Below are 17118 nucleotides of genomic sequence, written 5' to 3'. Positions count from 1 at the left end.
GGACCGTCGACGAGCCGCACTCCGTACCGCGTCCACCCCCGCCGCCCGGTCCGGGCCGGGGTCCCGCCCCTGCCCACCGGGGCGGCTTCCTCAGGTGTGAGTTCCGGCACCCCGACCGGCGCCTCCGCCGGTGCCTCCGCCCTCCCCCGCACCCCCGTCCCAGCGGGCCCGCCGCATGTCGATGCGCGGTACGTGCCCCTCGGCCGCCGGGCCCGCCGCGCGCAGCGGGGTGCCCTCCTCGCGGTAGTGTCCGAGGGCCCGCAGCTCGTGGCCCGGGAGCAGCGTGCCGTCGGCGCGGACCACGCGCCACCAAGGGGCCGTTCCGCCGTACAGGGCCATGACCCGGCCGACCTGGCGCGGTCCGCCCTCGCCCAGCCACTCGGCCACGTCGCCGTAGGTCATGACGCGGCCGGGAGGGATCGCGTCGGCGACGTCGAGCACCCGCTCCGCGTACTCGGGCAGCTCTCCGGGCTCCCCGACGGTCTCCCCCACAGGTTCCTCCATGCTCATCCGCCCCATCCTGCCTCACCGCACCGAGATGGCCCTGATGCCTCCGCGCGGCAGCTCTTCGTGCCACCATCGTCCGGGCGGTGACTGGTGATACGAGATCAAGAGCGACACGTACGAGAACAAGAACGACACGACGCACATGCAGAGACGGACATGGTGATGGGGCAGGACAAGCGGCCTCCTGAGGAGGCTCAGCCCGACGTGCCCGAGAAGGTCTCCGGTGACGAGCCGCTGCTCGCCGCCCGTGTCCACCGGCCCTCCGACCTGATGCGGCTGCTCGTCGGTCTGCTCGCGATCGGGCTCGTCATCGCCGTCGCGGCCTTCGCCCACGGCACGACCTCGGGCCTGGAGGAGGACATCAACAAGGGCGCGGTCGGCGCCCCGGACGTCTTCGTCAAGATCGCCGGTCTCGTCTCGTCCATCGCCGTCCTGCTCGTGCCGGTCGCCTTCGCCATCGAGCGGCTGATCAAACGCGACGGGCTGCGCATCGCGGACGGCGTCCTCGCCGCCGTCCTGGCGCACGGCGTCACCCTCGCCACCGACCTCTGGGTCGCCCAGGCCGCGCCCAGCACCATCCAGGACGCGCTGACCCAGCCGCAGTCCGGCGGCGGCCTGACGGACCCGGTGCACAACTACCTCGCCCCGGTCATCGCGTACATGACCGCCGTCGGCATGGCCCGCAGGCCCCGCTGGCGGGTGTCGCTCTGGGCGGTGCTGCTGCTCGACGCCTTCACGATGCTGGTGGCGGGCTACACCACCGCCCTCTCGATCATCCTGACCGTCCTGATCGGCTGGACGGTGGCGTACGGCACGCTCTACGCCGTCGGCTCGCCGAACGTCCGGCCCACCGGGCAGACCCTCCTCGCCGGCCTGCGCCGGGTCGGCTTCCGGCCGGTGACCGCGCTGCGCGCCGAGGGCGTGCCCGAGACGGCGGACAGCGGGGACCGGGGCCGCCGGTACATCGTGACCCTGGAGGACGGGCCGCCGCTCGACGTCACCGTCGTCGACCGGGAGCAGCAGGCGCACGGCTTCTTCTACCGCGCGTGGCGGCGGATCACCCTGCGGACGATCACCACCCGCCGCTCGATCGTCTCGCTGCGCCAGGCCCTGGAGCAGGAGGCGCTCCTCGCCTACGCGGCGATCGCCGCCGGGGCGAACGCGCCGAAGCTGATCGCCACCTCGGAGCTCGGCCCGGACGCGGTGATACTCGTCTACGAGCACATCGGCGGCCGGAGCCTGGACTCTCTCGACGACGCCGAGATCACCGACGAGCTGGTCCACGGCGCCTGGCGGCAGGTCCGGGCGCTGCAGTCGCGGCGGATCGCGCACCGCAGGCTCACGGGGGACGCGATCCTGGTGGATCGTTCCGGCAAGGTCATCCTCACCGATCTGCGGGGCGGCGAGATCGCGGCCGGAGACCTGGTCCTGCGGATGGACATCGCCCAGCTGCTCACCACCCTGGGTCTGCGGATCGGGGCGGAGCGGGCGGTCGCCGCGGCCGTCGAGGTCCTCGGCCCGGACGCCGTCGCCGACTGCCTGCCGCTGCTCCAGCCGATCGCGCTGAGCCGCTCCACGCGCGCGACGCTGCGGAAACTGGCGCGGGAGCGGTCCGCGCGCGAGCGGGAGGCCGTGCTCGCGGCCTCGGAGGCGGCCAAGCACGAGCGGGAGCTCGCCAAGGCCGAGGCGGCGGCGGGCCGGAAGGCCGTACGGGCGGAGACGAAGGCCGAGAAGAAGGCGGACAAGAAGGCCGAGAAGCGGGCCCTCGACACCGCGCTCGACGAGGCCCGCGAGGAGGACCTGCTCGCGCAGATCCGGCAGCAGGTGCTGCTGATCCGCCCGCAGGCCCCGGTGGAGCCGGTCCGCCTGGAACGGATCAAGCCGCGGACCCTGGTCAGCCTGATCGCGGGCGCGGTCGCCGCGTACTTCCTGCTCTCGCAGATCGCCCGTACGCCGCTGTCGACGGTCAGCGAGGCGGACTGGCGCTGGGTGGCGGCCGCCGTGGTGTTCTCCGCGATCAGCTATGTGGCGGCGGCGATGGCCCTGCTCGGGTTCGTGCCGGAGCGGGTCGGGTTCTGGCGGACGGCGGCGGCGCAGGTCGCCGGCTCCTTCGTGAAGATCGTCGCCCCGGCGGCGGTCGGCGGCGTCGCGCTGAACACCCGCTTCCTCCAGCGCGGCGGGGTGCGCCCGGGGCTCGCCGTGGCGAGCGTCGGCGCCTCGCAGCTCGTCCAGCTCGGGGTGCACATCACGCTCCTGCTGTCCTTCGGCTATCTGACGGGCACGGAGAAGTCGCAGTCCTTCACCCCGTCGAGGACCGTCATCGCCGGCCTGCTGACGGTCGCGGTCCTCGTCCTGGTGGTGACGGCGATCCCGTTCATGCGCAAGTTCGTGTCGACACGGCTGCGCTCGCTCTTCGCCGGTGTCGTACCGCGCATGCTGGACGTGCTCCAGCGGCCCATGAAGCTGGCGACCGGCATCGGCGGGATGCTGCTCCTCACCGGCGCGTTCGTGCTCTGCCTGGACGCCTCGATCCGCGCCTTCGGGCACGGGAGCACGACGCTCAGCTACGCGAGCGTGGCCGTCGTCTTCCTCGCGGGCAACGCGCTCGGCTCGGCTGCGCCGACCCCCGGCGGCGTCGGCGCGGTCGAGGGCGCGCTCACCCTCGGTCTGGTCGCGGTGGGCCTGCCCATCGAGGTCGCGACCCCGGCGGTGCTCCTCTACCGCCTGCTGACGCTGTGGCTCCCGGTGCTGCCGGGGTGGATCTGCTTCAACTGGCTGACGAAGAGGGAAGCGCTCTAGGACCCGTCCGACCCTGATCCGGCGGACGGGCCACGGCGCCCACCCGGTTGGCCCCCCGTCCCGCGCGGGGGCGGGGACGGCGGCACACGATGGGCCTATGCCGATCTCCGCCGCCCAGCGCGCCGCTCTGCTCACCGCCACCACCGTGCTGCTCGCCGCCGGGTGCTCGGGTGGGGGAGACAAGGCGGCGGACGCGGTGACGCCGAGCGGTTCGGCGGGGCTCTCGGCGCTGGCGTCGCAGAAGCTGTCGTGGGCGCCCTGCCCGGCTCCGTCCGCGGCGGAGGGCGGTGGGGCCGCGCCCTCCCCGCTGCCCGGGGGCACCGTCTGGGAGTGCTCCTTCCTCCAGGCGCCGCTCGACTGGTCGGTGCCGGAGGGCGAGACCATCGAACTGGCCCTCATCCGGGCCAGGGCCCGGGACAGCGCCCGGCGGATCGGCTCGCTCGTCTTCAACTTCGGCGGGCCCGGCGGCTCCGGCGTCACCGCGCTGCCCGGCTTCGCCGCCGACTACGAGACCCTGCGCAGCCGCTACGACCTGGTCTCCTTCGACCCGCGCGGGGTCGGCCGCAGCGACCCCGTCGAGTGCGCCACCGACAAGGAGCTCGACGCCTACTACGCCCTGGACTTCACGCCCGACGACGAGGCGGAGGAGCGGACGCTGTCCGACGCGCAGAAGCGGTACGCGAAGGGCTGCCAGCGGGACGCGGGCGCGGCCCTGCCGCACGTCGGCACCGAGAACGCGGCCCGCGACATGGACCTGATGCGCCAGGTCCTCGGCGACGAGAAGCTGTACTACTTCGGCATCTCGTACGGCACCGAACTCGGCGGCGTCTACGCCCACATGTTCCCCAAGAACGTGGGCCGGGCCGTCTTCGACGCGGTCGTCGACCCGGACGCGGGCGTCGAGGACGGCGCCCTCGGCCAGGCGAAGGGCTTCCAGCTCGCGCTGGACAACTTCGCCCAGGACTGTGTGGACCGCGGCGACGCGTGCTCCCTGCCCGGCACCAGCGTCACCGAGATCGAGGCGGGGATCACCGACCTCCTCGCGGCCCTCGACAAGGAGCCGATCCCCGGCATCGGCGACCGCAAGCTCACCCAGACGCAGGCCACCAACGGCATCGCGCAGGCCCTGTACTCGAAGGAGTTCTGGCCGTATCTGGAGCAGGGGCTCGACGCGGCCGACGGCGGCGACGGGGCGCTGCTGCTCTCCCTGTCCGACTCGATGAACGGGCGCGGCGAGAACGGCTCGTACAGCAACATCCAGGCCGCGAACGCCGCGATCAACTGCGTGGACTTCAAGGAGCGCTACACCCTGGGCCAGGCGAAGGAGCGGCTCGGCCAGTTCCGCGAGGCCTCCCCCGTCTTCGGCGACTACATGGGCTGGGCGCTCGCGAGCTGCTCGCAGTGGCCGGTGCCCGGGCTCTGGGACCACCCGGACGTCTCGGCGCCGGGCTCGGCGCCGATCGTCGTCGTCGGGAACACCGGCGACCCGGCGACGCCGTACGAGGGCGCCCGGTCGATGGTGAAGGCGCTCGGCGAGGGCGTCGGCGTGGAGGTGACGTACGAGGGCCAGGGCCACGGCGCCTACAACAGCGGCAGCACGTGCGTGAAGAAGACGGTGGACGACTATCTCCTGGCGGGCAAGGTCCCGGCCTCGGCCACGGTCTGCAAGTGACCGGCCCCGTACACGGACGGAAGGCCCCGGACCTCAGGTCCGGGGCCTTCCGTCCACTGCTTCTAGTAGACCGGCTTCTCGGGCTCGATCTGGTGGACCCAGCCGATCACGCCGCCGCCGACGTGGACCGCGTCCGCGAAGCCCGCGGACTTCAGCACCGCGAGGACTTCCGCACTGCGGACACCCGTCTTGCAGTGCAGGACGATCCGCTTGTCCTGCGGGAGGTCCTGGAGGGCGTTGCCCATCAGGAACTCGTTCTTCGGGATCAGACGCGCGCCCGGGATCGAGACGATCTCGTACTCGTTCGGCTCGCGGACGTCGATGATGTCGATGTTCTCGCCCTCGTCGATCCACTCCTTGAGCTGCTTGGGAGTGATCGTCGAGCCGAGCGCCGCCTCCTGGGCCTCCTCGGACACGACGCCGCAGAAGGCCTCGTAGTCGATGAGCTCGGTGACGGTCGGGTTCTCGCCGCAGACCGCGCAGTTCGGGTCCTTGCGGACCTTGACCTGGCGGTACTGCATCTCCAGGGCGTCGTAGATCATCAGGCGGCCGACCAGCGGGTCGCCCACGCCGGCCAGGACCTTGATGGCCTCGGTGACCTGGATGGAGCCGATGGACGCGCACAGCACGCCCAGGACGCCGCCCTCGGCGCAGGACGGGACCATGCCCGGCGGCGGGGGCTCCGGGTAGAGGCAGCGGTAGCAGGGGCCGTACTCGGACCAGAACACGGAGGCCTGGCCGTCGAAGCGGTAGATCGAGCCCCAGACGTACGGCTTGTTCAGCAGCACACAGGCGTCGTTCACCAGGTAACGGGTGGCGAAGTTGTCGGTGCCGTCGACGATCAGGTCGTACTGGCTGAAGATGTCCATCACGTTCTCGGCTTCGAGCCGCTCTTCGTGGAGGATCACGTTCACGTACGGGTTGATGCCGAGGACCGAGTCCTTCGCGGACTCCGCCTTGGAACGGCCGATGTCGGCCTGGCTGTGGATGATCTGGCGCTGGAGGTTCGACTCGTCGACCTCGTCGAACTCCACGATGCCGAGCGTGCCCACGCCGGCGGCGGCCAGGTACATCAGTGCCGGGGAGCCGAGGCCGCCGGCGCCGACACACAGCACCTTGGCGTTCTTCAGCCGCTTCTGCCCGTCCATCCCGACGTCCGGGATGATCAGGTGGCGGGAGTACCTGCGGACCTCGTCTACGGTGAGCTCGGCAGCCGGCTCGACCAGGGGTGGCAGCGACACGGGGACTCCGGTGGTCGGTATGTCAGTACGGTTGTTCTTCCCGTAACACTGCCACGCCCCTTCTCATTCCGAGACACCTGTTCCGATCCGCGAGACGATTTCGTCCCAGTAGCCGGGCAGGGTGTGGAATTGGTCGCTTTGTCCCGGGCGGCCGGCGCGATCGGTGAAGAAGATCGTTCCCGCCCCCTGCCAGCGCGCGATCCGCAGGGCCTCGTCGAGGTGGGTGCGCGGGACGCCGTGGACGAGGTGGACGAACTTGGCCTCCGTGTACTCGGCGGTCCACTCCGCCACCTGCGACCAGCGGTAGTCCACCCAGGAGCCGGCGAAGGTCACCAGCTGGTCGGCGGCCTCGGCGTACCCCGGGTGGGGGTGGGTGCCGTGGCCGAGGACGAGGTGGGCCTCGCCGCCGAGGACGGCCTCCAGGGTCGCGGTCAGCCGACGCGTCCCGGCCAGGTCCGCCCGGTCGGCGGGGGCCCGGTCGAGGTAGAAGCCGCCGACCTTGTACCAGTCGAGGAAGCGGTGGGCGTCCGAGACGAGTTCCCCGAGGGGCCGGGAGCCGTACGCCAGGTCCAGGTGTCCGAGGACCTTGCCCCCGGCGTCACGGAGCTTCCCGGCCGCCTCCAGGCAGTGCGGGTCCGGCCGGGTCCCCGGGCCCTCCGCCACGTTGAGCACCGCCCAATGCAGGGGGGTCCCGGGGCGGGTCAGCTCGGCCCATTCGACGGGGGCGAGCAGCGGATGGGCGTAGCCGGGGACGCCGAAGCCCAGCGCCTGGACGGCCCCGGTGGCCGTGGTCGCCGTCAGATGCGACACGCCGCCTCCATCCAGATGTCGGCGAGGGACTCCTCCAGGTTGATCCGGGGCCGCCAGCCGAGCCGGTCGCGGGCGGTGCGGACGTCGGCCTGCTGCCAGGGTCCGCAGCCGTCGGGGTACGGGTACGGGGCGGAGGCCAGCTGGTCGGCGATGGTCCCCTCGGTGCGGGGGGCGCCGATCATGGGCCGCTGCGGGATGCCGTGCGGGCCGTCCAGCTCGTTCAGGTTGCCGGCGTAGCCCGCGACCCGGGCGAGGACGGCTGCGGCGTCCCGGAGCCGGACGGCGCGGCCGGTGCCGATGTTGACGACGCCCTGGGCGGCGGAGAGGGAGGCGGCGTGGACGGCCCGCGCCACGTCCCGTACGTCGACGAAGTCCCGCTGCACGCCGAGGCCGCTGAGCTTGAGCTCGCCGTCCCCGGCCTGCATCGCGCGGCGCATCGCCTCGGCGAGGCGGCCGAGCGGGGAGCCGGCGGGGGTGCCGGGCCCGACGGGCGAGAAGACCCTCAGGACGACGGCGTCGAGGCCCGAGCCGAGCACCAGCTCGGTCGCGGCGAGCTTGGACACGCCGTACGGGCCGCCGGGGCGCGGGATCGCGTCCTCGGCCGTGGAGGAGCCGGGCTGGCTGGGCCCGTACTCGGAGGCGCAGCCGACCTGGACGAGCCGGGCGCCGCAGCCGCTGCGGCGCAGGGCCTCGCAGACGGTGGCGACGGCGACGGTGTTGTGCCGGGTCAGCTCGCGGGCGCCGCCGCGGGTGGCTCCGGCGCAGTTGACGACGACCCCGGGGTGGACGGCGTCCAGGAAGCGGGTGAGGGCTCCGGGGCTGCCGGAGGCGAGGTCGAAGCGGACGTCGGCGTCGTCGCCCCGGCCGAGCGCGGTGAGGTGGACGGCCGGATCGGCGAGCAGCCGGTCGGCGACGAAGCGGCCGATGAAGCCGTTGGCTCCGAGCAGTAGCACCCTCATCGTGCGGCCCCTACGTGCCGACCGGCCGGTGCTTGGGCTTGAGGGGTCATGGTCTTCGGTCTCCTTGCGGGTGATGAGAGAGAGGTGACGGGGCACGCCCGCGGCGTCGGCTCCGCGGGTGGGCGGGGTTCAGGGGGTGACGTGGGCCGAGGCCCGGGTGAGGGCACCGGTCGCGTGGGCCAGCAGGCCGAGCGCGACGGCGCCGCAGACGAGGGTGGGTACGGCCCCGGGCCCCCAGGCCCCGACGAGGGCCCGCACCGGGGTGGCGAGCGCGTCGAAGCCGGGGACGGGGACTCGGGCGGCGAGGACGCTCGCGAGGGCGAGCGCCTCGCCCGCACTGGCGGTGGCGAGGGCGGCGGCGGCCGTCTCGGGGAAGCCGTGGACGGTGAGGAGCCGGGCCAGCAGGAGGAGCGCGCCGAGGGCCAGGGCGCCGGAGCTGAACCCGGTGAGGGCGAGCAGCCCGGTGAGGGCGAGCAGCCCCGCGAGGGCGAGGAGTTGCAAGGTCACGGTGCCGAGGAGCAGCGGCCGCGTGGCGGCGGCGAAGTCGGCCAGGCCCCGGCTGTCGGCGATCCGGCGGCGGGCCCGCCGGGCGAAGAGGTGCGCCCCCCAGGCGGCGGGCGCGACGGCGAGGGCGAGCCCCAGGAGGGGTGCGGGGCTCAGCGCCCAGGGCCCGTCGGGGCCGCCGCTCAGGACCTCCCCGAGGAGTCCGTCGCCGCCGGCCGCGTACGCCAGGAGCCAGAGGGTCCAGAGCCGGGCGGCGGGAACGGTCCCCCCGTCGGGCGCGCGGAAGGGCCCCCGCCGGACGGCGAGGAACAGCGCCCCGCCGAGGGCGAGCGCCCCGACCGCCCCCACGGCCAGGCGCACGGGTCCGTAGCTGAGGGCGAGCCCGATCCCGGTGAGCCCGGCGACCCCACCGGGCGCGAACGCGGCGAGCACCCAGGGCACGCGGGCCGGTTCGGGTGCCACGACGGGTCCGGGCTTCTCCTGCCCGCGCGACACGCGCGCGTACAGCTCCTCCGCGAGCGAGAACACGTCCCGGTGGCGGAACCGCGCGGCGGTCCGGTCGGTGAACCCCTGCGCTTCGAGCCCGGCGGCGATCTCCAGCGGGTCGACGGCCCGCTCGCAGAGCTCCCGGTGACGGTGCATGAGGACTTTGACGGGGTCGGCGGTTCCGCGGCGGGGGCGGGGGGCGGTGGAGGCGGGGCCGGGTGCCGCGGGGGTGGGGGCGAGTGGCGGGGCGGCGGGGCCGGGGGCCGGGGCTGTCGCCGTGGTCGCCTCCGGCGCACCGCCCGCGCCGGGCCCGGCCGGTACGGCCCGGTGCCGGGTGTCGTCGGTGCCCGGCGCGGCACCGGCCACGGCATCCGCCGGTTCCGGGGCGTCCGGCACCGGTTCCGGGGCGGTCCAGGCCGTCCCCGGGGTCGGGGCTATCCCGGAGGGGGCGGCCTCGACGGGGTCCTCGGGGGCGGGGGCGCGGAGGTCGAGGGTGCCGGACGGCGTGAGGGCGGGGGTGCCGAGGAGGGCTTCGGAGCGGGCGTCCCAGGCTCCGGGGCTCGTCGGGGCGGCGGGGCCGCGCATGGGGGTGCCTCCTTCAGGCATCGGGGGCTCCTGTCCCCGTGGCCACGGCCTTGTGCGCCCAACTGCCCGGCACATGGGCCTCGGCCGGGTGGGCGAAGGGGACGCCGTCCCCGGGGCGGTGGCGCACCGGCGCGTGGGAGAGGAGTTCGAGGTAGATGCCGCGGAACGCGGCGAGGTTCTGTTCGACCGTGAAGAGTTCGAGCGCGCGGGCGCGGGCGGCGGCGCCGAGCCGGTGGCGGCGCTCGGGGTCGCGGAGCAGCGCGAGGCAGGCGTCGGCGAGCGCCCGGGGGTTGCGCGGGGGGACGACGAGGCCGGTGCCGCCGATGATCTCGACGACGGCGCCGACGTCGGTGGAGACGGTGGCCCGTGCGCAGAACATCGCTTCGACGAGGCTCGCGGGGAAGCCCTCGACGAGGCTCGACATGACGACGAGCGCGCCCGAGGCGTAGGTGTCCTCCAGGGTGGGCGCCTCCGGCCCGCCGAGCTCCTCGAAGGTGACGGGGTTCTCGCCGACGGCGTGCGCCCCGGCGGCCTCGTCGGGGAAGAGCTGGGCCGCGAGCCCCTTGCAGTACGTGAGGTACGCGCCGGCGGCCGGTTCGCCGACCGGCACGGCGACGATCCGCAGCCGGGCGTCGGGCTGCCGGGCCCGGATCTCGGCGAAGGCGTGGAGGAGGCCGATGAGGTCCTTGGCGGGTTCGACCCGGCCGACCCAGACGAGGGTGGCGGGGTCGCCGCTCTCCTCGTCCTCGCCGACCTCGGCGAAGCGGTCGGCGGCCATGCCGGGGTGGACGGTGCGGATGCGGGCCCGGTCGGCGCCGCACTTCTCCTGCCAGCGGCGGGCGTGGGCGTTGCCCGGGGTGAGGAGGGCGGCCTGCCGGTAGATCTCGGCGGCGAGCCGGCCGTGGAGGGCGGCGAGCAGGGTGCGGAGGGGGGCGGAGCGGTCGGCGCCGGCCGCCGAGAGGTAGTGGGCGCGCAGCGGGACGCCGTACTCGGTGACGAGCAGCGGGGTGCCGAAGAAGCGTTTGGCCAGCAGCCCGGGGAGGGCGGTGGTGCCTCCGGCGGCGGCGTGGCAGAGGTCGGCCGCGCCGAGCGCGTCCTCCCCGTACCAGTCGAGGGAGAGGGGGCGCAGGGCCCGCTCCAGGTGCTCGGCGAAGGCGAGGTGGTCGCGGAGCCCGGCGGCGGCCGCGCCCCGGCGCGCGCCGGGCGCGCGGCAGGCGGACTCCAGCGCGCGGACGGCGTCGTCGGAGCGGAGCGCGCCGGGCAGTCCGCCGCGCTCCCGGGCGAGTTCGGCGAGGGCGTAGAGCCCTTCGGCGAAGGAGGCCCCGGGGAGGGCGGCCTCGGCGGGAGCGGCCCCGGTGAAGGCCCTCTCCGTGAGGGACCTCCCGGCGGGGGCGGCCCCGGCGAGGGGCGTCTCCTCGTCCTCCGCGCAGAGCCCCGTGGCGAGCCGCTGGTAGGCCTCGATGAAGCGGCGCCGCTCGTGGCGGCCGTAGGCCCGGCGGGAGGTGAGGGGCTCGTCGGGACCGTGCTGCGCCGGGGCGGTGCGGGCGACGCGGGCGTTCGGGGGCAGGGGCAGCGGGGTGCCGGCCCGGCCGAGGGCGTAGAGGTCGAACCGGTGCTGTCCGAGCCCGCGCACGAGCCGTTCGCACCAGCGTCCGGACTCACCGGTGGCGTACGGGTAGCCACCCTCCGTGAGCAGTCCGATCCGCACGCGCGCACCCCCGATCTCCCTTGACGGCGGTCACCGTCGGCCCGGCGACTCGCATCGGGAGGAACGTAAGCGGAGACACCGGTGGTGCGACGGACGGTTGTCCGTCGCACCACCGGAAGGGGTGAATGCACGTAACTTTCCCACCGCGGTCGCGTTCTGTCGCGCTACGCGTCAGAACGCTCACGGAGGGTCAGGCGACGGCCAGCTCCTGGCGCCGTTCCCGGCGCTCCGCCGCGAGGACCGGGTCGAGCGAGGGGACGGCGGCGAGCAGCTGCCGGGTGTACGGGTCCTGGGGCGCCCCGTACACCTCGTCGGCGGTGCCCTGTTCGACGATCCGGCCCGCGCGCATGACCGCGACCCGGTCGCTGACCTGGCGGACGACCGCGAGGTCGTGGGCGATGAAGACGAGCCCGAGGCCGAGTTCGGCCTGGAGCTCGGCGAGCAGCGCGGTCACCTGGGCCTGGGTGGTGACGTCGAGCGCGGAGACGGGTTCGTCGCAGACGATCAGCCGGGGTTCGGCGGCGAGGGCGCGGGCGATGCCGACGCGCTGCCGCTGGCCGCCGCTGAACTCGTGCGGATAGGCCTCGTACCGGTCGGGGTCGAGCCCCACCCGGTCGAGCAGCTCCCGCACCCGGGCGCGTATCCGGGTCTCGTCCCGCTCCCCCGCCACGCGCAGCGGGTCGGCGATCGACTCGCCGACGGAGCGGCGCGGGTTGAGGGAGGCGACCGGATCCTGGAAGACCATCTGGAGTTCGCGGCGGTACGGGCGCAGCTCCCGCTCCGGCAGGGAGCCGATCTCCGTCTTCCCGTACCGGAGTTCGCCGCCGGTCGGGTCGAGGAGCCGGACGAGCATCCGGCCGAGGGTGGTCTTGCCGCTGCCGGACTCGCCGACGACGCCGAGGGTCTCGCCGGCGCGGACGGCGAGGGAGACTCCGTCGACGGCGGTCACCCTGTCCTTGCCCCGCCCGAACTCCCGCCGCAGGTCGACCGCTTCGAGCAGCGTCTCCCCCTTCGCGGAGGGGGTCCGGGCCGGTCCGTCGAGCCGGGGCACGGCGGACAGGAGCGTCCGGGTGTACGGCTCCGAGGGCGTGCCGAGCACCCCGGCGACGGGGCCGCGTTCGACCTCGCGTCCGTCGCGCATGACGAGCACCTCGTCGACGCTCTCGGCGGCCACGCCGACGTCGTGGGTGACGAGGAGCAGCGCGGTGCCGGTCTCGCGCCGCAGTTCGTGGAGCAGGTCGAGGATCTGCGCCTGCACGGTGACGTCGAGGGCGGTGGTGGGTTCGTCGGCGACGAGGAGTTTCGGCTCGCAGGCGAGGGCCATGGCGATCAGGGCGCGCTGCCGCATGCCGCCGCTGAACTCGTGGGGGCGGGAGCGGGAGCGGCGGGCCGCGTCGGGGATGCCGACCCGGTCGAGGACGTCGACGGCGCGGGCGCGGGCGGCCTTTCTGGATCCAGGATGATGGATCCGATATACCTCGGCGATCTGGTCGCCGACGGAGTAGTACGGATCCAGGGCGGACAGCGGGTCCTGGAAGACCATCGCCGCCACTCCACCGCGCAGCCTGCGCAGCTCCGCGGGCCCGGCGGTGGCGACGTCGATGCCGTCGACCCGCACGGAGCCGCCGACCCGTGCGCCGGTGCCGCGGTGGAGGCCGAGGAGGGCGCCGGCGACGGTGGACTTGCCGCTGCCGGACTCGCCGACGAGGGCGAGCGCGCGGCCCTCGCCGAGGGTGAAGGAGAGGCCGTCGACGGCCCGGGTGCCGCCTTCGAACTCGACGGTGAGGCGGTCGACCTCCACGAGCGGGGTGGTGGTGTGCGGCGTCATGTCAGGGCGACCCTTCGGTCGGCGAGGGCGTAGAGGAGGTCGGCGACGACGTTCGCGAGGACCACGGCGACCCCGGTGACGAGCACGATGCCGACGACGATCGGCAGGTCGATGTGGCGGACGCCGTCGATGAGGGTCTTGCCGAGTCCGGGGATGCCGAAGAGCGACTCGGTCAGCACGGCCCCGCCGAACATGGTGCCGAGGTCGACGGCGCTGAGCGCGATGACCGGCGGCACGGCGCCGCGCAGGGCGTGGCGGGCGACGACGGACCGCTCCCCCACCCCGTACGCGCGGAAGGTGCGGATGTGGTCCTCGGCGAGCGTCTCCAGGGTGGAACTCCGGGTGAGCCGCGCGTACTTGGCGGATTCGAAGAAGCCGAGGGTGAGCCAGGGCAGCAGCATGTTCCAGGCCCACTGCTCGGGGTCCTCGCCGAGCGGCACGTACGTCGGGAAGGGCAGCCACTGGAGGTAGGCACAGACGGCCATGAGCAGCAGCAGGCCCAGGATGAAGACGGGCGTGCCGGTGCCGGCGAGGGTGAGCACGGTGAGGGTCCGCTCGGTGAGCCCGCCGCGGCGGAGCGCGGAGAGCAGCCCGGTGCCGATGCCGACGAGGAGCCAGATCACCATGGCGCCGAGGGCGAGCGAGGCGGTGGCGGGCAGCCGGTCCAGGATGACCTCGGTGACCTGCTGGTCGGTCTGGTACGACAGGCCGAGGCAGGGCGCTTCGCAGTGCAGGACGCCGGTGCCGGTGGAGTACTCGCGGCCGGCGAAGACGCCCTGGAGGAAGTGCAGGTACTGGGCGAACACGCTCTGGTTCAGGCCGAGTTGCTCGCGGACCTGGGCGATCTGCTGCGGGTTGCAGCGTTCGCCGCAGGCGAGCCGGGCGGGGTCGCCGGGCGCGACGTAGAACAGCGCGTAGACGAGGACGGAGAGCGCGAGGAGGACGAGCGCGGCGCCCGCGAGCCGCTTCAGGACGTAGCGGGTCATCGGGAGGTCTCCTTTCGCGTGCCCACGCCGAGCCGGCCGGCCTCGCGCGGGTCGAGGGCGGTGCGGACGGCGTCGCCGAGGACGGTGAAGGCGAGCACGGTCGTGAAGAGCAGTCCGGCCGGGAGCAGCACGTACGCCGGGTCGGCCCGGAACCAGGTCTGCGCGGTGGACAGCATCTGCCCCCAGGACGGGGTGGGCGGGGTGACGCCCACGCCGAGGAAGGAGAGCGAGGCCTCGACCACGATGTTGGTGGGGACGAGGATCGCCGCGTACGTGATGACGGGGGCGGCGAGCGAGGGCAGCAGTTCGCGCCGGGCCGTCCGCCACCGCCCCGAGCCGGTGAGCCGGGAGGCGGCGACGAAGTCGAGGCCCTTGAGGGTGAGGGTCTGGGCGCGCACGATCCGGGAGGTGCCGGCCCAGCCGAGCAGTCCGATGACCAGGACGAGCAGCAGCGGGCGCGGGAAGTCGCGGGGGACGACGGCGGTGAGCGCGATGGCGAGGACGAGGAACGGCAGGGCGAGGAAGACGTCGGTGATCCGGCCGAGGACGCCGTCGACCCAGCGGTTGCCGAGTCCGGCGGCGAGGCCGACGAGCAGTCCGATCAGGACCTGGACGACGGTGGCGCCGAGGGCGACGAGCAGCGAGATCCGGGCGCCGTACAGGAGCCGGACGAACAGGTCGCGGCCGGTTCCGGGTTCGACGCCGAGCCAGTGCTCGGCGCTGATCCCGCCGAAGGAGCCGTACGGGACGCCGCCGCGGGCGGAGTCGACGAGCTCGTCGTGGTACGTGTGCGGGTCCTGGCCGGCGAGGGCCGCGAGCAGCGGCGCGGCGACGGCGAGCAGGACGAGCAGGGCGAGGACGGCGGAGGCGGCGAGGGCGGCCGGGCGGGTGCGCAGCCGTCGCCACACCTGCCGGGCGGCGCCCGCGGCGGGAAGGCCCGCCGCGGGCGCCGGGGCGTCGGTCAGCGTGGTCACTTGACCGAGACCTGCGAGATGTCGAGGACGCCGGTCCAGTCGCTGATGACGACGTTCTTGATGTCCTTGCCGACGAGCCGCTTGTAGACCGGGTGGAAGAGCGGCACGTCGAGGGCCTGCTCGCCGATCTTCTCGTCGAGGGCGCCCCAGCGGGTGGCGGCGGCCTTGAGGTCGGTCAGCTTGTTGATCTCGTCGATCTCCTTGTTGACCGCCGGGTCGTTCAGCTGCGCGTGGTTGTAGTTGGAGCCGTTGGTGACGATCTGGCGTCCGTCGAAGATCGGCGCGAGGAACGGGCCGCCGGCGGGCCAGTCGGCACCCCAGCGGGAGAGGAAGAAGCCGGGGGCGTCCTTGACGCTCCAGCGCTTCTCGTTGAAGGAGTTGGGCTCCTGCCCGTCGAGCTTGACGGTGATGCCGGCCTTGCCGAGGGCCTCCTGGACGGCGGTGGCGATCTCGGGGCTGGTGGCGCGGTTCTGGGCGGTGGAGTGCAGCAGGGTGACGGTGAGCCCGTTCGGGTAACCGGCCTCCTTGAGCAGCTCCTTGGCCTTGGCCGGGTCGCCCGTCTTCCCGGCCGGGAAGTGGTCGTACGGCGTGAAGCCGAAGGCCTTCTGCTCGGGCAGGAAGGTGGTGGCGGGCTCGGCGAGCGCGGAGCCGCCGGCGGCGTTGACGACGCTGGTGCGGTTGACCGCGTACGAGATGGCCTGGCGGACCTTCGGGTTGTCGAAGGGCTTCACCTTCGGGTTGAAGGCGAGGTAGTTGGTGAAGCCGAAGTGGCCGGTGCCGACGCGGGCGGCGAGCGCCTTGTCGGAGCCGATCTGGGCGAGTTCGGCGGGGCCGAGGTTGGTGTCGGTGGTGACGGCGGCGGAGTCGGCGCCGGAGGAGGTGGCGAGGCGCTGGTTGATGACGGCCTCGTCGAGCCCGGACTTGACGTCGATCCTGTCCGGGTAGGCCTTGCGCTCCTCGTCGGTCTTGGGGTCCCATTGCTCGTTGCGCTCCAGGACGAGGTGCTCGCCGTCGTTCTCGTTCTTCACGACCTTGTACGGGCCGGAGGAGACGGGGTGCTCCTCGTACTTGGCGCCGGCGTCCTTGGCCTTCGGGACGGGGGCGAACTGGGTCTGGGTGGCGACGAAGGGGAACTCGCCCTCGGGCTTCTTCAGCTTGAAGACGATGGTCCGGGCGTCGGGGGTGACGATCGACGCGAGGCCCTTCTCGTCCTTGTAGGGGCCCTGGTACGTGTCGCCGCCGATGAGCCAGTCGCGCAGGTAGGGGGCGCCGCCGGAGAGTTCGGCCGCGAAGGAGCGCTCGATGCCGTACTTGATGTCGGCGCTGGTGATGGGCGTCCCGTCCTCGAACTTCAGGCCCTCCTTCAGCGTGTACGTCCACTCGGTGGCGTCCTTGTTGGGGCGGCCGGTGTCGGTGGCGAGGTCGGGGACGACCTGGGTGCCGGCGGCGCCCGCCTCGCGGTTGCGGGTGGTGAGCGTGCGGAAGACGAGGGAGGGGACGTTGCCGCCGCCGGAGGTGTAGAGGCGGGCCGGGTCGAAGTCGGTCTGGGCCTCGTTGTTGAGGACGGTCAGCGTGCCGCCCTTCTGCGGAGCGCCCGCGGCCTTGCCGGAGGTACCGCCCTTGGCGCCGGCGTCCTCGGGGCCGCAGGCGGCGGCGCCCGAGGCCAGGACGACACTGACGGCGGCCGCTGCCACGCGGCGCGAGATGACGGACGAATGACGCATCGGAAGGAGACCTCTCGGGGTGAACTGCGGGAAAGGGAAAGCGAATTCCGCAGGCACGGGAAAAGCCCGAAAGGGGGTGGCGACGCCTGCGGGAACGAGAAAACCCGGGCGCGGCGAAAAAGGAAAAGGCCGACGAGCGCTCGGGCTGCGTCAGCTACAGAGAATGTCGGCGACGGAGTGTCCGGTCACGCCGAAGAGCGCCAGCTCAAGGGCGGCGCTATCGGAAACGGCGTGACGGTGCGACATGCCGAGAAATATGGACGAACGCGTGAGCGATGTCAACGCGCATACCCGCCATTCCGAGACGCCCGTCTCGGAATGTGGACCCAGTCGAT

The 17118-nt window shown here is 73.6% G+C and carries 13 protein-coding genes; 2 read left to right on the top strand and 11 right to left on the bottom strand.

Annotated elements, in window-relative coordinates:
• Positions 1-90: 90 nt before the first annotated feature.
• Positions 91-510, bottom strand: a complete 420-nt coding sequence (locus tag ACFYUS_RS02670; RefSeq protein WP_388844793.1) for an MGMT family protein — start codon at positions 508-510, stop codon at positions 91-93.
• 153 nt (positions 511-663) lie between these two features.
• Between ACFYUS_RS02670 and ACFYUS_RS02665 the strand changes: the two genes are divergently transcribed.
• Positions 664-3306 (top strand): lysylphosphatidylglycerol synthase domain-containing protein, encoded by a 2643-nt coding sequence (locus ACFYUS_RS02665; RefSeq protein WP_388844791.1) that lies wholly within the window; start codon positions 664-666, stop codon positions 3304-3306.
• 97 nt (positions 3307-3403) lie between these two features.
• Positions 3404-4978: an alpha/beta hydrolase gene (locus tag ACFYUS_RS02660; protein WP_388844789.1), complete on the top strand. Its 1575-nt coding sequence runs from the start codon at positions 3404-3406 to the stop codon at positions 4976-4978.
• A gap of 62 nt (positions 4979-5040) precedes the next feature.
• Here ACFYUS_RS02660 and moeZ read toward each other — a convergent pair whose 3' ends face one another.
• The 10 genes from moeZ to ACFYUS_RS02610 all read right to left on the bottom strand — a co-directional run bounded on the left by moeZ (position 5041) and on the right by ACFYUS_RS02610 (position 17029).
• Positions 5041-6219 (bottom strand): adenylyltransferase/sulfurtransferase MoeZ, encoded by a 1179-nt coding sequence (moeZ, locus tag ACFYUS_RS02655; RefSeq protein WP_388844787.1) that lies wholly within the window; start codon positions 6217-6219, stop codon positions 5041-5043.
• Positions 6220-6282: 63 nt separating this feature from the next.
• Positions 6283-7029: a spherulation-specific family 4 protein gene (locus tag ACFYUS_RS02650; RefSeq protein ID WP_388844785.1), complete on the bottom strand. Its 747-nt coding sequence runs from the start codon at positions 7027-7029 to the stop codon at positions 6283-6285.
• Complete coding sequence (locus tag ACFYUS_RS02645) at positions 7017-7988, bottom strand: NAD-dependent epimerase/dehydratase family protein (protein WP_388844783.1); 972 nt, start codon at positions 7986-7988, stop codon at positions 7017-7019. Before ACFYUS_RS02645 ends, ACFYUS_RS02650 begins: the two co-directional genes overlap by 13 nt.
• A 129-nt stretch (positions 7989-8117) precedes the next feature.
• Positions 8118-9584: a hypothetical protein gene (locus ACFYUS_RS02640; RefSeq protein ID WP_388844782.1), complete on the bottom strand. Its 1467-nt coding sequence runs from the start codon at positions 9582-9584 to the stop codon at positions 8118-8120.
• Positions 9577-11271: a glycosyltransferase gene (locus ACFYUS_RS02635; RefSeq protein ID WP_388844780.1), complete on the bottom strand. Its 1695-nt coding sequence runs from the start codon at positions 11269-11271 to the stop codon at positions 9577-9579. Before ACFYUS_RS02635 ends, ACFYUS_RS02640 begins: the two co-directional genes overlap by 8 nt.
• A 190-nt stretch (positions 11272-11461) precedes the next feature.
• The gene (locus ACFYUS_RS02630; protein WP_388844779.1) at positions 11462-13099 is read right to left on the bottom strand and encodes an ABC transporter ATP-binding protein; all 1638 of its coding nucleotides are present in this window, start codon (positions 13097-13099) and stop codon (positions 11462-11464) included.
• The gene (locus tag ACFYUS_RS02625; protein WP_388844777.1) at positions 13096-14085 is read right to left on the bottom strand and encodes an ABC transporter permease; all 990 of its coding nucleotides are present in this window, start codon (positions 14083-14085) and stop codon (positions 13096-13098) included. Before ACFYUS_RS02625 ends, ACFYUS_RS02630 begins: the two co-directional genes overlap by 4 nt.
• Positions 14082-15059 (bottom strand): ABC transporter permease, encoded by a 978-nt coding sequence (locus ACFYUS_RS02620; protein WP_388844775.1) that lies wholly within the window; start codon positions 15057-15059, stop codon positions 14082-14084. Before ACFYUS_RS02620 ends, ACFYUS_RS02625 begins: the two co-directional genes overlap by 4 nt.
• A complete protein-coding gene (locus tag ACFYUS_RS02615; RefSeq protein WP_388844773.1) occupies positions 15056-16783 on the bottom strand; it encodes an ABC transporter substrate-binding protein in 1728 nt (575 codons plus the stop codon). The genes ACFYUS_RS02620 and ACFYUS_RS02615 overlap by 4 nt, the downstream gene beginning before the upstream one ends.
• Before the next feature lie 150 nt (positions 16784-16933).
• Entirely contained in the window at positions 16934-17029 is a 96-nt protein-coding gene (locus ACFYUS_RS02610; protein WP_388844771.1) for an Ms4533A family Cys-rich leader peptide, read from the bottom strand.
• Between the last annotated feature and the right edge of the window lie 89 nt (positions 17030-17118).

Origin of the sequence: Streptomyces sp. NPDC004284 (assembly GCF_042874035.1) — a bacterium.
GTDB lineage: Bacteria > Actinomycetota > Actinomycetes > Streptomycetales > Streptomycetaceae > Streptomyces.
The sequence above is the reverse complement of the archived record's forward strand: the minus strand, read 5'-3'. Positions and strand labels throughout refer to the sequence as shown.

What these genes read in the sequence shown, in the direction of transcription:
- ACFYUS_RS02670 (WP_388844793.1), bottom strand. Translation starts at nt 510, where the DNA reads ATGAGCATGGAGGAACCTGTGGGGGAGACCGTCGGGGAGCCCGGAGAG.
- ACFYUS_RS02665 (WP_388844791.1), top strand. Translation starts at nt 664, where the DNA reads ATGGTGATGGGGCAGGACAAGCGGCCTCCTGAGGAGGCTCAGCCCGAC.
- ACFYUS_RS02660 (WP_388844789.1), top strand. Translation starts at nt 3,404, where the DNA reads ATGCCGATCTCCGCCGCCCAGCGCGCCGCTCTGCTCACCGCCACCACC.
- ACFYUS_RS02645 (WP_388844783.1), bottom strand. Translation starts at nt 7,988, where the DNA reads ATGAGGGTGCTACTGCTCGGAGCCAACGGCTTCATCGGCCGCTTCGTC.
- ACFYUS_RS02640 (WP_388844782.1), bottom strand. Translation starts at nt 9,584, where the DNA reads ATGCCTGAAGGAGGCACCCCCATGCGCGGCCCCGCCGCCCCGACGAGC.
- ACFYUS_RS02630 (WP_388844779.1), bottom strand. Translation starts at nt 13,099, where the DNA reads ATGACGCCGCACACCACCACCCCGCTCGTGGAGGTCGACCGCCTCACC.
- ACFYUS_RS02625 (WP_388844777.1), bottom strand. Translation starts at nt 14,085, where the DNA reads ATGACCCGCTACGTCCTGAAGCGGCTCGCGGGCGCCGCGCTCGTCCTC.
- ACFYUS_RS02615 (WP_388844773.1), bottom strand. Translation starts at nt 16,783, where the DNA reads ATGCGTCATTCGTCCGTCATCTCGCGCCGCGTGGCAGCGGCCGCCGTC.
- ACFYUS_RS02610 (WP_388844771.1), bottom strand. Translation starts at nt 17,029, where the DNA reads ATGTCGCACCGTCACGCCGTTTCCGATAGCGCCGCCCTTGAGCTGGCG.